We start from the raw sequence: 19986 nt of genomic DNA, 5'->3' as shown, positions 1-19986 counted from the left end.
GCGTCATGCGTGAAGAGACGCCGGAGAAAGCCGCGCCGCTGCGCAGCGGCTACACGACAGGAAGCTGCGCGACCGCGACGAGTCTCGCGGCCGCGCGCCTCTTGCTGCTCGGCGAGACGAGCGAGCGCGCGGAGATCGTCCTGCCGAAGGGCCAGCGCGTGACGATGATGCTTTCGTTCTGCCGCCGTTTACCCGATGAAAGCGCCGCCGCCGAAGCCGGCGTCATCAAGGATGCGGGCGACGATCCCGACGTCACGCACGGTGCGCTCGTGTTCGCGCGCGTGCGACTGTCGGAGGAACCGGGCGTGCGTTTTCATGCGGGCGCGGGCGTCGGCACGGTGACGCGCGCGGGCCTCGCGCTCGCCGTCGGCGAACCGGCGATCAATCCGATGCCGCGCAAGATGATGACCGAGCATCTCGACGCGCTCGCAAAAAGCGTCGGCTATCGCGGCGGTTTCGACGTGACCATCGGCGTGGAGAACGGCGAAGCCCTCGCGCAGAAGACGATGAATCCGCGTCTCGGCATCGTCGGCGGATTGTCGATACTCGGCACGACCGGCATCGTCAGACCGTTTTCGTGCTCGGCGTACATCGCGTCGATTCATCAGGGCATCGATGTGGCGCGGGCGAACGGGTATCGGCATATCGCCGCGTGCACCGGCAACCAGAGCGAGGACGCGATGCGCGCGCGCTACGGCCTGCCCGACATCGCATTGATCGAAATGGGCGATTTCGTGGGCGCGGTGCTCAAGCATTTGCGCCGCGCGAGCGTCGACAAGCTGAGCCTGTGCGGCGGCTTCGGCAAGCTGTCCAAGCTCGCGGCGGGGCATATGGATCTGCACAGCCGCAGTTCGAGCATCGACTTGCCGCTGCTCGCCGTCTGGGCCGCCGATGCGGGCGCGAACGCCGAACTGCTGGCGTCGATGCGCGCGGCCAACACGAGTCAGGAAGCGCTCAAGCTCGCACGCGCCGAAGGCATCGCGCTCGGCGATATCGTCTGCCGACGCGCGCGCGATGTCGCGCTCGACGCGCTGCCGCCAGGCATCGAAGTCGAGACCTTCGCGATCGACCGGCAGGGCAATATCGTCGGGAGCGCGGCATGACGCGCGTGCTGCTGCTCGGCGGCACCGGCGATGCGCTCGCGATCGCGCGTGCGCTTCCTGCGACGCACGTCTACAGTCTCGCGGGCCTCGGGCGCGTGCCGGGCGATCTGGCGTGCACGGTGCGCGTCGGCGGTTTCGGCGGCATCGACGGGCTCGTGCGATATCTGCGCGACGAGCACATCACGCTCGTCGTCGATGCGACGCATCCCTATGCCGCGCAGATGAGCCGCCACGCGTTCGATGCCTGCGCGCTCGCCGACGTGCCGCTCTGGGCGGTGCGCCGTCCCGCATGGCAGCCGCAGGCGGGCGACGACTGGCGCGAGGCGTCGGACTGGCGCGAGATCGTCGAATGCATCGCGCCGTTTCATCGGCCGCTTTTCACGCTCGGGCGCGAGGCGCTCGCGCATCTGCGCGACATTCCCGCGTCGCAGCACTGGACGATTCGCTGTCTCGACGCGCATCCGGGCAACGCGCGCGCGAGCATTGTCGATGCGCGCGGTCCGTTCGATCTCGCCGGCGAGCGCGCCTTGTTCGACGCGGCGCGTATCGATGTCGTCGTCAGCAAGAACAGCGGCGGGCGGGCGACCGAGGCGAAGCTCGCGGTCGCGCGGGAACGCGGTATCGCCGTCGTCATGCTCACGCGGCCCGCGCTTCCCGACGCCGACCGTATTTTCGACGACGCCGCCAGCGCCCGCGACGCGCTTCAACACTGGCTCACCAGACCATGACCGTTTATTTCATCGGCGCCGGACCGGGCGATCCCGAACTCATCACAGTAAAGGGGCAGCGGCTGATCCGCGCATGTCCCGTGATTCTCTACGCCGGCTCGCTCGTGCCGACGCAAGTCCTCGACGGACATCGCGCGCTGAAATGCATCGACACGGCCGAGCTCGATCTCGACGCGATCGTCGCGCTCCTGCAGGAAGCGCACGCGAACGGGCACGACGTGGCGCGCGTGCATTCGGGCGATCCGTCGCTGTACGGCGCGATCGGCGAGCAGATTCGCCGGCTCGACGCGCTCGCGATTCCCTACGAAGTGGTGCCGGGTGTCACGGCGACGGCGGCATCGGCGGCGGCGCTGAAGCGCGAACTGACGCTGCCCGGCATCTCGCAGACCGTGATCTTCACGCGCTACGCGACGAAGACGTCGATGCCCGAAGGCGAGAGCCTCGCCGATCTCGCGCGTCATCGCGCGACGCTCGCGATTCATCTGGGCGTGCGGCATATCGAGCGCATCGTCGCGGAGCTCGTGCCGCATTACGGCGCGGACTGTCCCGTCGCGGTCGTGTTTCGCGCGAGCTGGCCGGACGAGACGCGCGTCGAAGGGACGCTCGCGAACATCGCGCCGAAAGTGCGCGAGGCGGGCATGGAACGCACGGCGATGATTCTCGTCGGACGCGTGCTGGCCGCCGACGGCTTCGCGGAGTCCACGCTCTACGCGAAGGATCGATGACGCGATGCGCGACCTCGACGCCGTCTTCGATGCGCTCGCGAAATCGGCATTCCGACGCCGTTTCGCGCTCGGCGTGCGTGAGGGGAAAGTTTTAAGGGAGAAGGGCGTCGACACGGTCGTCGCGCAGGCGCATGAGCTGATCGGCAAGCGGCTTGCGCCGCAAGCGCCGCTGAACGACGGCAAGCAGACACCGTTTCGCGGGCATCCTGTCTTCATCGCGCAGCACGCGACGGCGACGTGCTGCCGCTCGTGTCTCGCGAAATGGCACGGCATCGCGGCGGGAAAAGCGCTCGACGACGCCGAGCGCCAACATGTCGTCGATGCCATCGAACGCTGGCTGCGCGCGCAACCGCTGCCGGCGGCGTCGAACCAGCCCGCGCCCGACAATCCGCAGCGCGAACTGCCTTTCTGACGCGCTTTAACGCGACGGATCGGCGCCCGCGGCTTCGAGACGCGCGCGCCGCACCGCCACGAAAATCAGCAACGCGAAAACCAGCGGTCCTACACCTACGCCGCAGTCCTTGGCCAACTGATTTCCCAACTGCGGATAGATCCACGCGAAAAACAGGATCGCGGGCTCGCCGCGCAGCCATCCGTCGCGCAGCGCGCGCGCGGCGATGAGTGCCAGCGGGATGCCGAGCCACACGCCGTCGTAGTTATAGATGTAGGGGCTGATCATGAACGTCGCGGCGACGAGCGCCGTCGCGCGAACTTCCAGTCCTTTCGCATTGCGCCATACCCACGCGACGGCGCAGATCGCCACGGTCGCCTGACACGCCTGCGCGACATAGGCGGGACCGGTCGCGACGTGCGCCATGCGCAGGCTCGCGAAGAGGCTCGCCATCTGGAACCAAGGAAGACTGCCGCTCGCGGTGAAACCGTTGGCATCGTGCAGTCCGTGGAGAAAGACCGGCAGGATGTCGAGGCCGAAGACGGCGACCGAAACCGTGGTGAACAGGATCGTCGTCAGCGCGGCGGCGATGAAGGTCGTCCACATGCCCGCGCACGCCAGCGCGAGCGGAAACAGGATGGCCAGATGCGGCTTGATCGAAAGCAGGCCGATGAAGACGCCCGCGAGCATCGGCCGTTTTGGCATCGAGAGAAATGCGGCGAGCGCGAGACTCGCGGTGAGCGCGGCATTCTGTCCTTGGGCCGCGTTGAGCCAGAGGCCGGGAAACGCGACGATCCACATGATCATGTCGGGGATCGGCAGCGCGCGGCGGGCCAGCAGCACGAAGACGACCGACGAAATCGAAGCGAACAGCGCGTAGGCAAGCGGCGCCGACAGCAAGCCGAACGGCTGCACCAGCAGCAGAAAGTTCGGCGGATAGAACCACGGCCCCGGCAGGATGATGTGCGGCCCCAGTTGCTGCGCGACGTGCTTGATCGCGTCCGCCGAATAGGCGTCGAGCGGATGCCCCGCGAGCGCGAGGCGCGCAGCCGACCAGAACGTCAGAAAGTCCCAGCCGGCCGGATGACCTTTCTCCGCCACGGCACTGCGCACGGCGAGAACGAGCCCGTAACACTGGAGCACGACGAGGATCGTCGCGCAATAAGCGCTCACGCGCGAGCCGTTGAGCCAGCGCCGACCGGGCGCGCGTTCGATGGAAGCGGGTTGGGTGCTCATCCGTCCGATATCGGCCGGATGGCGCCGAAACTTTAGCGAACGTCCGCCCGCGCGCGTTACTCGCGAACGCGTCCCTTGGCGCGCCGCGCGAGCATGTTCAGGCCCTCGACCAGCGCCGAGAACGCCATCGCCGCATAGATGTAGCCCTTCGGCACGTGTGTTCCGAAGCCTTCGGCGATCAGCGTCATCCCGATCACGAGCAGGAAGCCGAGCGCGAGCATGACGATCGTCGGATTGCGCTCGATGAAGCGCGACAGCGGACCGGCCGCGAACAGCATCACGGTGACGGCGGCGATCACCGCGACGAACATGATCGGAATGTGCTCGGTCATGCCGACCGCCGTCACGATGCTGTCGATGGAGAACACGAGATCGAGCAGCAGGATCTGGCCGATCGCCGACAGCGGCGTCAGGCTCTTGCCCGACGCGGGGCCGGCGTGTTCGTCGGCGTCGTGCGTGACGTGGTGGCGGATTTCCGTCGTCGCCTTCCAGACGAGAAACACGCCGCCCGCGATGAGAATCAGGTCGCGCCAGGAAAAGCCGTGCCCGAACGCTTCGAAGATCGGCGTGGTGAGGCGGACGATCAGCGCGACCGTGCCGAGCAGGCCGAGCCGCATCACGAGCGCGAGCGCGATGCCGATGCGCTGCGTGCGTTCGCGGTGCGCCGCGGGCAGCTTGTTGGTCAGGATCGAAATGAAGATCAGGTTGTCGATGCCGAGCACGACTTCCATGACGACGAGCGTCGCGAGTGCGGCCCAGGCGGCGGGATCGGCGAGAAGGGCAACGAGATAGTCCATGGTTCGGGAGCGTTCGAGATGAGGGCGAGATATTAGCCTGTTCGGCGGGAAAAATGAAATGAACTTGAAAGCTTGCGCCTGATCGAAACCAGCCGGTGACAATCCTCGACGCGAGATGTTGTTCAAACCGACAAATATCGGATTTGAAACGCTTATTTGCATTTGTTCGCGTGATGCACTGCCGCAAATACGGGTAAACTCCAATGCTTTCGCGCCGCGTGTCCGCGGCCGTGTTTAACTGTCGCCGCAAGGACACTGAGCAAGCCGCATGCAGCAAAAATCAAAACGTCTCGTCGAGCTGGACTTCTTCCGGGGACTGGTACTGCTGATCATCGTCGTCGATCATATCGGCGGCAGCATGGTGTCGCGTTTCACGCTGCATGCCTTCGCGCTCAATGACGCCGCCGAAGTCTTCGTGTTCCTCGGCGGCTTCGCCACGGCGACGGCCTACGCGTCGCTCGCGGAGCGCCGCTCCGAAAGCGCGGCGCGCAGGCGCTTCGTGAAACGCGCGTTCGAGCTTTATCGCGCGTTTCTCGTCACGGCGGCGCTGATGCTCGTCGCTTCGTTCCTGCTGCGGCCCTTTTTTGGCCACGCGCCGAATCTCGCGCTGCATGATCTGGACACGCTGATGTCGCAGCCGGTTTCCTCGATCGCGGAAATTCTCACATTCGAGCGCCAGCCTTATCTCTCGGCCGTCCTGCCGATGTACGCGCTCTTCGCACTCGCCGTGCCGCTCATGCTGCCGCTCGCGCGCAGCAAGCCTTGGCTGCTGCTCGGTCTAAGCCTCGCGTTGTGGGCGTTCGCGGCGCAGATCGGCGAATTCATGCCGTCCGTCGACGACAATCTGTGGGACTTCAATCCCGCCGCCTGGCAGTTGATGTTCGTGCTCGGCGTGCTGGCGCGCTGCCAGCCGATCTATCAACGCGTGAGCGCGAACCGCTTCGGCTGGATCGTGAGCGCGGGCGCCGTGGCGCTGATCGCCGGCATGGCGTACTACAAGCTGCTCGTGCTGCCGCCGGTGCTGGACAGCGCCTTCAAGCGCGACCTTGCTGGTCCGCGCGTCGTGAATTTCCTCGCCATCGCGTGGATCGCGGCGAATCTGGCGCGCTACGGCGTCGTCAAGGCGGTGGCGACGCGCCTGCCGTGGGTCGGCGCATTGGGACGCGCGGGCATGGTGTCATTCGTAGCGGGAACGGTGATTTCGCTCGTCGTCGATTCGATCCTGTTCACGTTGACCGATGGCCTCATCAACGTGCCTGCCGGACTCGCCGCCGACGCCATCGCGATCGGCGCGCTGCTTGCCGTGCCGCATGTGCATCAGCGGATCTCGAACTGGCTCGGCACCCGTCAGCCTGTCCCGGGGACGGCCGCCGCCGCACCCGCGACGGTCGCCGCAGCCGACAATCGGGCGCGCGGCATACGGTGATCTCTTCGAAGCGGGCAGTCGAACTGCCCGCTTTTTTATCGCGCTTTCATTGCAACTAACCGTCTGATTTTGCCGCCGACTCCGATAAGCACCGCCCGCGAAGAACCGAGGCACAGGTCTTGCAAACAGTCACCGAACACAACACAAAAATCGGATCTGCCATGCTCAAGCTCGCCATTCTTTTCGCGATCATTTCTGTCGTCGCCGGATTCTTCGGCTTCACGCGCGTATCGTCGGGTGCGGCGGGCATCGCGAAGATCTGCTTCTTCATCTTCCTGATTCTGTTCGTCATATTCCTCGTCGTCGCGATTTCGGCGGGCTCGCTCGTGCTGTAGCGCGGGAAAGCGCCGGGCGCCGTACCGCGTGGTTCCTCGCATCGACCCGCGTGCGGCGACGGTGTTACATTGCCCCGAGAAGACATTCACGCGACCGTGAATCGAAAAGGAGGAGGCGATGCAGCATGCCATCGGCGCGGCCTTGCAGCCGGCGCAACGCGACGTCATCCGTCATTCGCACGAGCGCTCGGCCACGTTCGGGCTGTGCGAGACGATGCGCCCGGATTACGCCGTGCTGTCGGGCACGGAGCTCGCCGTCAAGCTCGATGAAAGCCGTGCGCTCTTCGCTCACGCGCTGCCGGTGATGGAAACGCTGTACGCGCAGATCGCCAATACGCACAGCATGATCGCGCTCACCGACGCGAGCGGATTGATCCTGCATTCACTCGGCGACGACGACTTCCTCGCGCGGGCCGAAAAAGTCGCGCTGCGCGCGGGCGCGCTCTGGAGCGAGGAGCATCAGGGCACGAACGCGATCGGCACGACGATCGCCGAGCGCACGGCCGTCACCGTGCACGGCGACCAGCACTACCTGCGCGCCAATCACTTTCTGACGTGTTCCAGCGTGCCGATCCTCGATCCGCACGGCAATCTCTCCGGCGTGCTCGATGTCACCGGCGACCGACGCGGCTATCACCAGCACACGATGGCGCTCGTGAAAATGTCCGCGCAGATGATCGAGAACCGACTGATCGCGAGCGGCTTCAGCGACGGCCTGCGCATCCGTTTCCATAGCCGGCCCGAGTTCATCGGCACGTTGATGGAAGGCATCGCCGTATTCGATCTCGACGGGCGCCTGCTCTGCGCGAACCGCAGCGCGCAGTTTCAGCTCGGTCTCGAACTCGGCGCTTTGCGTTCGCAGACGCTCGATGCGCTGTTCGGCGAGCGCGTCGATGAACTCATCGCGCGCGCGGGCGATGCGCCTTGCCGGCTCGAACTGCATAGCGGCGTCGCGGTGTTCGCGAGCGTCGATTTTCACGCGCGGAACATGTCGAGCGTCCCGAGCACGACGAGCACGATTCCCACACGCGAGCGCGCCGGTTCGAGCCTCGCCGATCTCTGTACCGGCGATGCGCAGATGAACGACATCGTCGCGCGCGTGCGCAAGGTCATCGGCAAGAACATACCGATTCTGATCGGCGGTGAAACGGGCGCGGGCAAGGAAATGCTCGCGCGCGCGATCCACGACGATTCGCCGCGCCGCGCGGGGCCGTTCGTTGCGGTGAACTGCGCATCGCTGCCGGAGACGCTGATCGAATCGGAGCTTTTCGGCTATGCGCAGGGCGCGTTCACGGGCGCGGCGAAGCGCGGCGCGATCGGCAAGATCGTGCAGGCGAACGGCGGCACGCTCTTTCTCGATGAAATCGGCGACATGCCGCTCGCGATGCAAAGCCGTCTGCTGCGCGTGCTGCAGGAACGCGTCGTCGAGCCGCTCGGCGCCGCGCGCGCGGTGCCGGTCGATTTCATGCTCGTCTGCGCGAGCAATCGCAAGCTGCGCGAGCGCGTCGCGCAGGGCGAATTCCGCGAAGATTTGTATTACCGGATCAACGGTCTTTCGGTGACGCTGCCGCCGCTTGCCGCGCGCTCCGACCTGCGCGCGGTCGTCGACAAGATTCTGCGGCACGAGCGTTTCGCCGGGCGCGTCGTGCACGTCGACGACGACGTGCTCGCGCTCTTCGCGCGTCATCCGTGGCCGGGCAACATACGGCAGTTGAGCAACGTCCTGCGCACGGCGTCCGCGATGCTCGACGATCACGACACGCATATCCGCATCGAACATCTTCCGCACGATTTCGTCGATGAACTCGGCGAACAGCCCAAATTCGATAACGCAACGCCGCCCGCGAACGGCGCGCGTCTTGTCGACATCGAAGCGAGCGCGGTGAGCGCCGCGCTCAAGGCGCACGGCGGCAATGTATCCGCGACGGCGCGCGCGCTCGGCATATCGCGCACGACGCTGTATCGGAAGTTGCGCGTTTAATCGGCTGGCAATTTCGCGTCGGACGCGGGCAACGCGCCGCTGTGATCCTTCAGCCCGACGCCGGTGAGCTTCAGGCGGCGCGCTTCGTTCAGCAGCCACATCAGCTTGAATGCGGCGATTTCGTAGTCGAGTCCTTCGGGCCGCACATTCGATATGCAGTTGCGCTCGGCGTCGTTGCGTCCGGCGCGCGGCGCGTAGGTCACGTAAAGACCGAGGCTGTCGGGCGAACTGAGCCCCGGCCGTTCGCCGATCATTACGACGACGATCTGCGCCCGCAAAAGCTCACCGATGCGATCGCCGAGGGCGACGCGCGCCTGCGTCGCGATCACGACGGGACCGACGTTCCAGCCGTCGAGCCGCGCACGCAATGTCGCAAGCAAGGGCGCGACGTGACGTTGCGCGGCGAAGGCCGACAAGCCATCGGCGGCGACGAAAACGATATCGCTTTCGGATGCGTGCGCTGCAAGCCGTTGCGCGCTTTCATCGTTCAGCACGCGGCCCAGATCCGGCCGACGCAGATAGCGATCGCGATCCGGCGCGGCGCTTTGCGCATCGAGCGTATCGAAGCCGGCGGCGCGAACGGCTTCGCGCAACGCGGCCGTATCGAGCGGCTGATGCACCGCGTCGCGCGCCTGCGCATGCGCGAGTTCGAATGCGAGCAAGGGCGCGGTCGGCAGGCTGCTGCCCGCGCGGCCGAGCGCGATGCGCGCGTTGGTGAAGCGCCGCAGCGCGTCCCAGGCATCGGCGTTCGTCATGAGTCGATCCAGTCGAGCAAAGGTTGCGTGGGCGCGGCGAGCAGATTGCCGCGGCCATCGGTGACGCGCATCTTCGCGAGCCACGCTTCGAATTCCGGCGCCCGTTTCAGGTTCAGCGCGCGGCGGATATAGAGCGCGTCATGGAACGACGTGCTTTGATAATTGAGCATCACGTCGTCCGCGCCCGGCACGCCCATGATGAAGTTGACGTTCGCCACGCCGAGCAGCGTGAGGAGCGTGTCCATGTCGTCCTGATCGGCTTCGGCGTGATTCGTATAGCAGATGTCGCAGCCCATCGGCACGCCGAGCAGCTTGCCGCAGAAGTGGTCTTCGAGTCCCGCGCGGATGATCTGCCGTCCGTCATAGAGATATTCCGGGCCGATGAAGCCGACCACCGTGTTCGTCAGAAGCGGTTGGAAGCGGCGCGCGACCGCGTACGCGCGCGCTTCGCAGGTCTGCTGATCGACGCCGTGATGCGCGTTCGCCGACAGCGCGCTGCCTTGCCCCGTCTCGAAGTACATGACGTTATCGCCGACGGTCCCGCGTTTGAGCGAGAGCGCCGCGTCGCGCGCTTCCTCCAGCAACGCGAGCGACACGCCGAAGCTCGCGTTCGCGCGCTCCGTGCCCGCGACGGACTGGAACACGAGATCGACGGGCGCGCCTTGCTCGATGGCGGCGAGCGTGTTGGTGACGTGCGTGAGGATGCACGACTGCATCGGCACGTCGTAGCGCTGGCGGAAATCGTCCATCATCGCAAGCAGCTTGCCGATGGCGGCGGGCGAATCCGATGCGGGATTCACGCCGATGACGGCATCGCCGCAGCCGTACAACAGGCCGTCGAGCATCGATGCGGCGATGCCCTTCGGATCGTCGGTCGGATGATTCGGCTGCAGGCGCACCGAGAGATGCCCCGGCAGGCCGATCGTCGTGCGAAAGCGCGTGACGACCGGGCGTTTTCTGGCAGCGAGGATCAGATCCTGATTGCGCATCAGCTTGGAAACGGCGGCGGCCATCTCCGGCGTCACGCCCATCGTGATGCGTTCGAGCGCGGCGGTGTCGGTGGTATCGGCGAGCAGCCACTCGCGGAATTCGCCGACCGCCAGGTGCGCGATCGGCGCGAACGCTTCGCGCGAATGCGTATCGACGATGAGGCGCGTGACTTCGTCGTCCTCGTAGGGAATGAGCGGCTCGTCGAGAAACGCGGCGAGCGGCAACTGCGCGAGCGCGATTTTCGCGGCCACGCGTTCTTCCTCGGTGGCGGCCGCGATGCCCGCGAGTTCGTCGCCGGAGCGCCGCGGGCTGGCGCGCGCGAGCAGCGTCTTCAGATCGTCGAAGCGGTAGCGGCGCGCGCCAATCGTCTCGTGAAAGCTCATCGCTTTCCTCTCGGAAGCATCGATTCATGCACTTTAGCCGCTTTCGTGGGCATCGCGCGTCGGTCAAAAAAAGCGCGTCCGGGCCGAAATCCGCCCGCATGCGATAATTTTTCGCTCGATTCAGCCAAAACCCGCCCGCAAGCCCGTGAAAAACCTGCTCGTTCCCATCGATCGCCTGAGCGAGTTCGATGAAATCGTCGACGTCCGCACACCGCTCGAATTCGCCGAGGATCACATTCCCGGCGCGATCAACGCGCCCGTGCTCAGCAACGAAGAGCGCGTGATCGTCGGGACGATGTACAAGCAGGTCTCGCCGTTCGAGGCGACGCGCGTCGGCGCGGCGATGGTCGCGCGCAATATCGCGATGCATCTCGACACGATCTTCGCCGACAAGCCGCGCAACTGGCGTCCGCTCGTCTATTGCTGGCGCGGCGGCAAGCGCTCCGGCTCGATGACGACGTGGCTCAACATGATCGGCTGGCAGGCCCGGCAACTCGACGGCGGCTACAAGAGCTATCGGCGCGACGTGATCGAGCGGCTCGGCACGCTGCCCGGACGTTTTCGCTATGTCGCGCTGATCGGCCATACGGGCAGCGGCAAGACGCGGCTGCTGAAGGCGCTCGACGCGGCGGGCGCGCAGACGCTCGATCTCGAAGGACTCGCCGCGCATCGCGGTTCCTTGCTCGGCGCGCTGCCGGGACGCCCGCAGCCGACGCAAAAAGCGTTCGATTCGGCGCTCCTGAAGACGCTTTCGGGCTTCGATCCGGCGAAACCGGTTTTTGTCGAAGCGGAAGGGCGGCGCATCGGATCGATCACGATGCCCGACGCCATCCTCGACAATCTGCACGCGGCATCGTGCGTGGAAGTCGAGGCGCGGCGCGAGGACCGCATCGCGTTCTTGCTGCAGGATTACGCGCATCTTTTCGACGATCCCGCGTTTTTCAAGGCGCAATTGTCGAAGCTCGTCGCGCTGCATAGCCGGGAGCGCGTCGCGCACTGGCATCGGCTGATCGATGACAACGCGCGCGCGGAGCTTTTCGCCGAACTGATCGACCGTCATTACGATCCGGCGTATGGACGCAGCAGCCAGGCGCTCTATACGAAGCTGCCGCATGCGGCGCACGTGCTGTTCCGTCCGAACGACGCGGACAGCGTCGATCAGGCGAAAGCCTTGCTCGCCCGGCTCGCCGAGACGACGCCCGCGCTCTGATTCAACCTCATCACTCGAAAGAAAAAGATATGACCACGTTTTCACAACCTCGCGTCGCACGCGGCTGGCTGGTATTCCTGCTGATCGCCGTCGTGGGCCTGTTCTACGTGAAATGGTTTCCGTACTACAACCGCGCGTTCGTCGCGGCGAGCCAGCATTCGATCGGCAAATCCATTCTGATGGGCACGTCGGCGAGCGCGCCGGAGCCGTCGTGGCAAGCCGCGCTCGACTACGCGATCGCCTACGGCAAGGCTATCTGGCAGGCGATGGTGCTCGGCCTTCTGCTCGGCTCCGCGGTGCAGGCGCTGATTCCGCCGCGCTGGGTCGCGCGGGCGCTGGGCGAGCACAACTTCGGCAGCGTCGTGAACGGCGGGTTGATGTCCTTGCCCGGCATGATGTGCACGTGTTGCGCCGCGCCCGTCGTCGCGGGGCTGCGTGCGCGCGAAGCGGCGCCGGGCGCGGCCGTCGCGTTCTGGCTCGGCAATACCGTGCTCAATCCGGCGGCGCTGGTTTTCATGGGCTTCGTGCTCGGCTGGCAGTGGACCGGTTTGCGGCTCGTGCTCGGCGTGCTGATGGTGTTCGGCCTCGGCTACGCGATCAACCGGATGGTGACGCCGGCGCAGGCGTCGTCGTCGCGTCAGGCGCTTGCCAAGCTGATCGAAGAGGACGAGCCGGGCACGGCGTTTTCGCGCTGGATCAAAATTCTCGGACGCATGACGTTGCGGCTCGTGCCCGAATACATCGTGCTCGTGCTGCTGCTTGGCGCGGCGCGCGCCTGGCTCTTTCCGCACATCGGTCCGGATATCGGCAACGGCATGTGGTGGATCGCGGCGTTTGCCGTCGCGGGCACGCTCTTCGTGATTCCGACCGCCGGCGAAGTGCCCATCATTCAGGCGATGCTTTCGCTCGGCATGGCGACGGGACCGGCCGGCGCGCTCTTGATGACCTTGCCGCCCGTCAGCGTGCCGTCGCTCGCGATGCTCGCGCGGTCGTTTCCGCCGCGCGTGCTCGCGTTCGTGGCGGCGTCGGTCGTGGTGTTCGGGATCGTTGGCGGGGTGATTGCGGCGGCGGTGTTCTGAACGCGCGCGGCGCCTCAATGAATCGCCGCGCCCGCCTTGATCAGCAACTTGAACGGCAGCGCGAGCAGCATCGCGCCGCCGACGCCCGCCATCCACAATGCGACGAACCAGAACACCTTGCGCGCGCGCTCAATGGTAGTGATGTTCGCCATGACGCACCTTTCCTCTGAAGACCCAATAGCCTAGCGTCGTGTAAGCGACGATCACAGGCAGAATCACCGCCGCGCCGACGATCGTGAAGAGCTGGCTCGAACGGGGCGCGGCCGCATCCCAGATCGAAACGCCGGGGAAAATCTCGTGCGGCGACACGCTCAGCACCAGACCCGAGTAGCCGAGAAACACGAAGCCGAGCGCGACGGCAAACGGCCGCTTCTCGTGACGCGATGCGATCGAGCGGCGCATCGCCCACGCGCAAACCGCGACGAGCACGGGCACCGGCAACATGCGATAGAACCACGGCGAATCGAACCAGCGCGACGCGATGCCCGCGTCTTGCAACGGCGTCCAGATGCTGACGACCGCGATCGTCGCGAGTTGCAGAACGGTCAGCGGCCACACGACGCGATACATCCGCCGCTGCAGATCGCCTTCCGTTTTCGCGATCAGCCAGCACGCGCCGAGCAGCGCATAAGTGACGACCAGCGCGCCGCCCGTGAAGATCGAGAAGGGCGTGAACCAGCCGAAGGCATCGCCGGAAAAACGGCCGTCGGCGACCGGAATGCCGTCGAGAAACGCGCCGAGCGCCACGCCCTGAAAGAACGTCGCGCCCGCCGATCCACCGATGAACGCCAGATCCCACATATGCTTCGTGCGCTGCGCCTTCGCGCGGATTTCGAACGACACGCCGCGGAAAATCAGGCACACGAGCATCAGCACGAGCGGCAGATACAGCGCGGACAGCACGGTCGAATAAACCATCGGGAACGCGGCGAACAATCCCGCGCCGCCGAGCACGAGCCACGTTTCGTTGCCGTCCCAGACGGGCGCGACGGTGTTCATCATCACGTCGCGATCGTGCTGATCCGGAAAGAACGGGAAGAGAATGCCGATGCCGAGGTCGAAGCCGTCGAGCACGACGTAAAGGAACAGGCCGAACGCGATGATCGCGGCCCAGGCGAGTGTGAGGTCCATGTTCTTAAGCTCCTTCGATGGACTGATTCGGAAGGCTGAGCGGACGCCGCGCGCTGCCGTCCGACGGCTGCGTCGACGCGCCCGGCAACGCGGGGCCGTGACGCAGCAGCTTCAGCAAGTAGTAGATGCCCGTGCCGAAGACGATCGTGTAGACGATCACGAACGCGAGCAGCGACACGCCGACTTGCTGCGCCGTGACCGGCGAGACGGCATCGGCAGTACGCATCACGCCGTACACGACCCAAGGCTGGCGTCCGGCTTCGGTCGTGACCCAGCCCGCGAGCAGCGTGATGAATCCGCTCGGACCCATCGCAAGCGCAAAGCGATGGAACCAGCGCGCCTCGAACAGCTTGCGCCTGCGATGCAGCCACCACGCCGCGAACGACATCACGATCATCAGCACGCCGAGTCCGGCCATCACGCGGAAGCTCCAGAACACGAGCGTCGAGTTCGGACGATCTTCCTTCGGGAATTCCTTCAGGCCGCGAATCTCGCCGTCCCAGCTATGCGTGAGGATCAGGCTGCCGAGATGCGGAATCTGCACGGCGTATTTCGTCGTTTCGGCTTCCATGTCGGGAATGCCGAAGAGATTGAGCGCGGTGCCGCCTTTCTCCGTTTCCCAGATGCCTTCGATCGCCGCGATCTTCGCCGGCTGATGTTCGCGCGTGTTGAGGCCGTGCGCGTCGCCGACGAGCGCCTGAATCGGCGTCAGGGCGAGCAGCAGCCAGAGCGACATCGAAAACATCTTCTTGATGGCCGGATCGCGCCGGCCTTTCAGCAGATGCCACGCGCCGGTCGCGGCCACGACGAGCGCCGCCACGATGAACGCCGCAATCGCCATATGCGCGAGCCGGTACGGAAACGACGGATTGAAGATGATCGCCCACCAGTCGACCGGTACGACATGATCGCCTTCGATGCGAAAGCCCTGCGGCGTCTGCATCCAGCTATTCGAGGCGAGAATCCAGAAGGTGGAGATGAGCGTGCCGATGGCGACCATCAGCGTTGCGCCGAAGTGCGCCTTCGGGCCGACCTTGTTCCAGCCGAACAGCATGATGCCGAGGAAGCCCGCTTCGAGGAAGAACGCGGTCATCACTTCATAGGTGAGCAGCGGCCCGGTGATCGGACCGGCGAAGCTCGAAAAGCCGCCCCAGTTGGTGCCGAATTCGTACGCCATGACGACGCCCGACACGACGCCCATGCCGAACGCGACGGCAAAGACTTTCGACCAGAAGAGACACAGCTCCTTGTAGACCGGCTTGCCGGTTTTGAGCCACGCGCCTTCGAGCACGGCGATGAAACTCGCGAGCCCGATGGAAAGCGCCGGAAAGATGATGTGGAACGAGACGGTGAACGCGAACTGGATGCGCGCCAGATCGAGTGCTTCGGGAGTCGAATGCATGATGACTTGTGCCTTGAAATTCACGCGCGCCCGCAGTCGGGAGCGGTTGTGTCCTGTGCTGATCGAGACGTGCGACGGGCCGGAGCTTAGCTCTATTTCGAGACGGGTGTTGCGCTGCGTCAGTGAATTGTCATTGCGCGCAATGCCGCAGTTTCAAGGGTTTAGCACCGCTATCGGATTGATTTCTCGATGATTTCGAGATGGAGATATAGTGCGGCGCGGCAAGATCGCGCACGCGTTTTCGCGACAATCGACCGCACTGGAATCGCCGCGCGCAAGAGGCGCCGGTTTTGATCGGTTCAGAAAGAACTTTTACGTTGTCGCGGCACGGGACGTGCGACAGGCGCGGTTACCATAATCGCTTTTGACACGCGCGACGTGCGCGTAGGAAGGAGAAGCATCATGCGCCTCGATGACCAGCAGGAAAGTCAGAATGTAGAGGACCGGCGCGGCGGGGGCGGTTTTCGAATGGGCGGCGGATCGATCGGCATCGGGACGATCGTCGTGGCGCTCGCGGCGTCGTATTTCTTCGGCATCAATCCGATGACGATCATCAACGGCGCGCAAGTTCTGCATGGCAACGCGCCGCAACAGCAGGCCGCACCGTCCAATGCGCAACCGGCCAACGATCCCGGCGCCGTGTTCGTGCGCCGCGTGCTCGGCAACACGGAACAGACGTGGCAGCACATCTTTCGCGCGCAGTTCAATCAGGACTATCCGGCGCCGCGGCTCGTGATGTTTTCCGGCGCCACGCAAACCGCGTGCGGCACCGGGCAGGCAGCCATGGGCCCGTTCTATTGCCCGAACGACCGCAAGGTGTACATCGATCTTTCGTTCTATCGCGAGTTGCGCGACCGCTTCGGCGCGAGTGGCGATTTCGCGCAGGCGTATGTGATCGCGCATGAAGTCGGGCATCACGTTCAGAACGTGCTCGGCATCATGAACAAGGTCGATCAGGCGCGCTCGCAAATGTCGCGCGAGCAGGCGAACGCGCTGTCGGTGCGCGTCGAGTTGCAGGCGGATTGCTTCGCGGGCGTCTGGGCCGCGGTCGCGCAGCGCGAGAACGCGAAGCTGATCGAGCCGGGCGATTTCGAGCAAGGCTTGAACGCGGCGGCCGCGATCGGCGATGACCGTCTGCAACAGCAATCGCAAGGTCGCGTCGTGCCCGAGGCGTTCACGCACGGGACGAGCGCGCAACGCCAGCGTTGGCTGCGGCGCGGCATGTCATCGGGCGATGTCGCCCAGTGCGACACGTTCTCGACGCGTTCGCTCTGATCGACGGGCGCGCGTCGCGGCAACCGGACGCTGTGAATTGGTCTATTCTGAAGCCGTCGCAGCGTCCGTTTCCGGATAGTCCTTACAAACGCTGACATCGCGTTCGTCTCAAATTCATTAGAATCGCTGGTTTTCCGGGTTCGGCCCAGCATTGCCGCTGGCCGCGACTCGCACCGGAACATTCTCGTCCCGTTCATGAAGCGAATTCTGATCGTCAAAGTCACGTCTCTCGGCGATATCGTCGAGACGCTACCCGTCGTTGCCGATCTGCGGCGCGCGTTTCCTTCCGCCAAAATCGACTGGGCCGCGGACGCCGCCTTCGCCGATATCATCCGCTGGAATCCCGGCGTCGATCGCGTGCTGAGCGCGCCCTTGCGCAAGTTCAAGAAGGCGCGCAGCTGGAACGATCTGAAGGAGATCGGCGCGTCGATCGGTGAGTTGCGCGCGGAAAAATACGACGTGATCGTCGATATTCACGGTGTCTACAAGAGCGCGATCATCGCGTTCATCGCGCGCGGACGGCGGCGTTACGGGTATCTGAATCAGGATCTCGGCGAGCGCGGCGCGGCTTTCGCGTACAACGCGCGCTTCGGTCCGCGTCCGCTCACCGATGCCTGGCGCGGCATGCGCGTGAGCGTCGCGGATGCGCTCGGCTATCGTCTGGAAGACCCGCCCGACTTCAACATCCGCCTGCCCGCGCTCACCCGCGAGCTGAACATTCCGCGCGACGCGCGCATCGCGATGCTGTTTCATGCGACGTCGGCGGACGTGAAGAAGTGGCCGCAGTCGCATTGGGGCGAAGTCGGCCGCTGGCTGACCGCGCGCGGTTATTCGATCGCGCTGCCGTGGGGAACGGAGCGCGAGCAGGACGAGGCGCGAGCCATCGCCGCGCTCGTGCCGGGTGCGACCGTGCTGCCGAAGCTGTCGGTCGTGGAATGCGCGCACTGGATTCAGGCGTCTGAACTCGTTGTCGGCGCGGATACCGGGCTCGTGCATCTCGCGCACGCCTTGCAGCGCCGCACCGTCATGTTGTTTGCCGCGACCTCGCGAGAGCATTTCGGCGTGAATGATCCCGGACGGTCGGTGTCGATCGGCGAAGAGGGCGCACCTCCCGACGTGCCGCAAGTGCTGGCTGCCATCGAAAGCGTGACGAATTCGCCGCAAAAACCCGTTCCTCATTCGGCCGAATCGGGCGCTACGGTTCGCTGAACATGAGTCGCAGCGAAACTTTGTGCGCATAAACTCATGCCGACGCTTGGCCCGGTAGAAAATCCATCGCGCGGAAAAAATATCAGTACGCTAACGTAAAACTTGCCATACAGCACTTGACGGCAACCCCGGCAAGCACGACGATTGCGGAAAACACCTAAGAATCGTCCGATAAGATGACCGAAGAAACCGTCGCAGATGCGCGCCAGTCGCTGGCGCGTCTCGAACCGTCCGAGATTCCGCTTGGCACGCCGCTCGAATGGCCGATCGTCGCCGCAGATGGCGCGATCTTGTTCGACGCCGGCGCCGTCGTGCCGGACGGCGCGGCGCTCGAATTCATGTTCCGGCACTTCGAGCCGAATCGTGCGATTCAGGCGGCAGCGCCGAGCGCGCCCGAGGAAGAGTTCGCGAAGGACGGGCCGCTGACGCTGGAGGACATCGGTCTCACGATCGGCGCGCGGGTCGGCTTGCGCGGCACGGGCGGCACGGGTTCTGCCATGTACGCGAGCCGCGTGATCGGCTTTTCGACGCCGCGCCGCAATGGCGAGCGTTCGCTCTTCGTGACGCAGCCTTTGATGGCGGGATTCGATCCGCTCGTTCTGACGCTGGGCGAGCAGGTCGATCTGGTCGCGCTGACGGGGCGGGGCGTGTTCCGCTTCGCCTGCACCGTCGATGCCACCTGCCGCGAGCCGTTCAATTACGCGGTGCTATCGGCGCCGGGCGCGATCCGCCGATTGCGCACGCGCAAGTTCGCGCGGATGCCGACTCGTCTCGCGGCGCATTTCGCGGCCGTCGGGGAGCCGCAGAGCGCCCTGCAACTGGGCCGCGTGAGCGACATCAGTCCGTACGGCATGTCGCTGACCGTCGCGAATCCGGTCGCGCACATGGGCGAGCGTCTGCAACTTTCATTTCAGTTCAGGACCGATGGCGTCGAGGTGAAGATCGAGACCATCGCGATCGTGCGCCATGTCGGCGCGACCGATCCTGCCGATGGCAGCGCGGCGTACGGGCTCGAGTTCGAAACGCTCGAACCGTCGCAGCGGATCGCGCTGAAATCGTTCATGGCCGAGCACAGCTAAGCGGCCTCGACGCGCTTCAGGCGCCCGGAAAGCCGTCGGGAAAGAGCCGCTCGACCGCCGCCTCGAAATGCTGAATCGGCGCGGCGCCGCGCAGCGCGATCGGCGGCGGCGGTTCCTGGCCGGGCGCGGGCTCGCGCGACAGCACAGCGAACGGCACGCCCGTCACGCCGAGCTTCTTCGCGAACTCTTCGTCTTCGATCACGAGATCGGTGTACGTGCCGTCATCGAGCGCTTCCTCGAGCAGTTCGGGATCCACGCCGCAGGTCGCCGCGATGTCGAGCAGCGCGTCGGTATCGCCGATATCGATGCCTTCCTCGAAATACGCCTTGAAAATCGCCCGATGCACGAGATCGTAGCGGCCGGATTCGCGCGCGAACATCGCCGTCTCGAATGCCTTGCGGCTGCGCGGCGCGACCGGCGGCATACGCATCGTCACGCCGCGTTCTTCCGCGAGCGGACGCACCGATTTCTCCCACGATTCGACGATCTGCTCGCTGTTCGGATCGACGAGCGGCGTCGGCTCCGGACGCAATTCGAACGCGTGCCAGCGAATCTCGACCGCATCGCCGTATGCGTTGCGGAACTGGTCGAGCACGGGCGTCTCGAGATAGCAGAACGGACACACGAAGTCCGACCAGACGTCGATATAAAGAACTGACGTGGATGCCATGTGAGCCTCAAAAACGAACGGCGCGTGTTTGCGCCGTTTGACTGAACCGGGCGAACGCCGCGTCTCCGGCGACGTCCGCAA

20 protein-coding genes are annotated in these 19986 nt (G+C 65.2%); 12 read left to right on the top strand and 8 right to left on the bottom strand.

Annotated features, from left to right (window positions below):
• Positions 1-5 precede the first annotated feature (5 nt).
• Genes NCS03_RS18140 through NCS03_RS18125 form a run of 4 tightly spaced genes read left to right on the top strand, consistent with a single transcriptional unit; the run spans position 6 to position 2968 of the window.
• The gene (locus NCS03_RS18140; RefSeq protein ID WP_175979433.1) at positions 6-1103 is read left to right on the top strand and encodes a cobalt-precorrin-5B (C(1))-methyltransferase; all 1098 of its coding nucleotides are present in this window, start codon (positions 6-8) and stop codon (positions 1101-1103) included.
• Entirely contained in the window at positions 1100-1831 is a 732-nt protein-coding gene (locus tag NCS03_RS18135; protein ID WP_250529521.1) for a cobalt-precorrin-6A reductase, read from the top strand. The genes NCS03_RS18140 and NCS03_RS18135 overlap by 4 nt, the downstream gene beginning before the upstream one ends.
• Positions 1828-2556, top strand: coding sequence for a precorrin-4 C(11)-methyltransferase (gene cobM, locus NCS03_RS18130; protein WP_175979431.1), 729 nt, complete (start codon positions 1828-1830; stop codon positions 2554-2556). The genes NCS03_RS18135 and cobM overlap by 4 nt, the downstream gene beginning before the upstream one ends.
• A 4-nt stretch (positions 2557-2560) precedes the next feature.
• Positions 2561-2968: a DUF4186 domain-containing protein gene (locus NCS03_RS18125; RefSeq protein WP_008353123.1), complete on the top strand. Its 408-nt coding sequence runs from the start codon at positions 2561-2563 to the stop codon at positions 2966-2968.
• 6 nt (positions 2969-2974) lie between these two features.
• Here NCS03_RS18125 and NCS03_RS18120 read toward each other — a convergent pair whose 3' ends face one another.
• Both NCS03_RS18120 and NCS03_RS18115 read right to left on the bottom strand, forming a co-directional pair.
• Positions 2975-4183, bottom strand: coding sequence for a glycosyltransferase family 87 protein (locus NCS03_RS18120; RefSeq protein ID WP_250529520.1), 1209 nt, complete (start codon positions 4181-4183; stop codon positions 2975-2977).
• 56 nt (positions 4184-4239) lie between these two features.
• Positions 4240-4980: a TerC family protein gene (locus tag NCS03_RS18115; protein ID WP_008353127.1), complete on the bottom strand. Its 741-nt coding sequence runs from the start codon at positions 4978-4980 to the stop codon at positions 4240-4242.
• A gap of 268 nt (positions 4981-5248) precedes the next feature.
• On the opposite strand from NCS03_RS18115, the gene NCS03_RS18110 reads away from it, so the two are divergent.
• The 3 genes from NCS03_RS18110 (at position 5249) to NCS03_RS18100 (ending at position 8722) form a co-directional block, all read left to right on the top strand.
• Positions 5249-6406 carry an OpgC domain-containing protein gene (locus NCS03_RS18110; protein WP_250529519.1) on the top strand — a complete coding sequence of 386 codons (1158 nt, stop codon included), beginning with the start codon at positions 5249-5251 and terminating at the stop codon, positions 6404-6406.
• Between the two features lie 161 nt (positions 6407-6567).
• Positions 6568-6741, top strand: a complete 174-nt coding sequence (locus NCS03_RS18105; protein WP_008353131.1) for a DUF1328 domain-containing protein — start codon at positions 6568-6570, stop codon at positions 6739-6741.
• Positions 6742-6859: 118 nt separating this feature from the next.
• Positions 6860-8722: a sigma-54-dependent Fis family transcriptional regulator gene (locus NCS03_RS18100; protein ID WP_250529518.1), complete on the top strand. Its 1863-nt coding sequence runs from the start codon at positions 6860-6862 to the stop codon at positions 8720-8722.
• On the opposite strand, the gene eutC is transcribed toward NCS03_RS18100, so the two are convergent.
• Positions 8719-9477, bottom strand: coding sequence for an ethanolamine ammonia-lyase subunit EutC (gene eutC / locus NCS03_RS18095; RefSeq protein ID WP_250440661.1), 759 nt, complete (start codon positions 9475-9477; stop codon positions 8719-8721). The genes NCS03_RS18100 and eutC overlap by 4 nt on opposite strands.
• Positions 9474-10850 (bottom strand): ethanolamine ammonia-lyase subunit EutB, encoded by a 1377-nt coding sequence (locus NCS03_RS18090; RefSeq protein WP_250529517.1) that lies wholly within the window; start codon positions 10848-10850, stop codon positions 9474-9476. Before NCS03_RS18090 ends, eutC begins: the two co-directional genes overlap by 4 nt.
• A 145-nt stretch (positions 10851-10995) precedes the next feature.
• Between NCS03_RS18090 and mnmH the strand changes: the two genes are divergently transcribed.
• Complete coding sequence (gene mnmH / locus NCS03_RS18085) at positions 10996-12060, top strand: tRNA 2-selenouridine(34) synthase MnmH (protein WP_008353138.1); 1065 nt, start codon at positions 10996-10998, stop codon at positions 12058-12060.
• A 29-nt stretch (positions 12061-12089) separates the two neighbouring features.
• Entirely contained in the window at positions 12090-13139 is a 1050-nt protein-coding gene (locus NCS03_RS18080) for a permease (RefSeq protein WP_250529516.1), read from the top strand.
• Positions 13140-13153: 14 nt separating this feature from the next.
• Here the strand turns inward: NCS03_RS18080 and NCS03_RS18075 are convergent, their stop codons facing one another.
• Genes NCS03_RS18075 through NCS03_RS18065 form a run of 3 tightly spaced genes read right to left on the bottom strand, consistent with a single transcriptional unit; the run spans position 13154 to position 15672 of the window.
• Entirely contained in the window at positions 13154-13291 is a 138-nt protein-coding gene (locus NCS03_RS18075; RefSeq protein WP_167357759.1) for a hypothetical protein, read from the bottom strand.
• Positions 13269-14270: a cytochrome d ubiquinol oxidase subunit II gene (cydB, locus tag NCS03_RS18070; RefSeq protein WP_008353140.1), complete on the bottom strand. Its 1002-nt coding sequence runs from the start codon at positions 14268-14270 to the stop codon at positions 13269-13271. Before cydB ends, NCS03_RS18075 begins: the two co-directional genes overlap by 23 nt.
• Before the next feature lie 4 nt (positions 14271-14274).
• Positions 14275-15672, bottom strand: coding sequence for a cytochrome ubiquinol oxidase subunit I (locus NCS03_RS18065; RefSeq protein ID WP_175979424.1), 1398 nt, complete (start codon positions 15670-15672; stop codon positions 14275-14277).
• Between the two features lie 402 nt (positions 15673-16074).
• Between NCS03_RS18065 and ypfJ the strand changes: the two genes are divergently transcribed.
• From ypfJ to NCS03_RS18050, 3 genes are all read left to right on the top strand, one after another.
• The gene (gene ypfJ / locus NCS03_RS18060) at positions 16075-16947 is read left to right on the top strand and encodes a KPN_02809 family neutral zinc metallopeptidase (protein ID WP_175979423.1); all 873 of its coding nucleotides are present in this window, start codon (positions 16075-16077) and stop codon (positions 16945-16947) included.
• A gap of 195 nt (positions 16948-17142) precedes the next feature.
• The gene (waaC, locus tag NCS03_RS18055; protein WP_250435909.1) at positions 17143-18156 is read left to right on the top strand and encodes a lipopolysaccharide heptosyltransferase I; all 1014 of its coding nucleotides are present in this window, start codon (positions 17143-17145) and stop codon (positions 18154-18156) included.
• Between the two features lie 176 nt (positions 18157-18332).
• Positions 18333-19235 (top strand): flagellar brake protein, encoded by a 903-nt coding sequence (locus tag NCS03_RS18050; RefSeq protein WP_175979421.1) that lies wholly within the window; start codon positions 18333-18335, stop codon positions 19233-19235.
• 16 nt (positions 19236-19251) lie between these two features.
• Here NCS03_RS18050 and NCS03_RS18045 read toward each other — a convergent pair whose 3' ends face one another.
• Positions 19252-19905 carry a DsbA family oxidoreductase gene (locus NCS03_RS18045; protein ID WP_033537055.1) on the bottom strand — a complete coding sequence of 218 codons (654 nt, stop codon included), beginning with the start codon at positions 19903-19905 and terminating at the stop codon, positions 19252-19254.
• Between the last annotated feature and the right edge of the window lie 81 nt (positions 19906-19986).

This window comes from Caballeronia sp. ATUFL_F1_KS4A, from assembly GCF_023630905.1.
Lineage (GTDB): Bacteria > Pseudomonadota > Gammaproteobacteria > Burkholderiales > Burkholderiaceae > Caballeronia > Caballeronia zhejiangensis.
The sequence above is the reverse complement of the archived record's forward strand: the minus strand, read 5'-3'. Positions and strand labels throughout refer to the sequence as shown.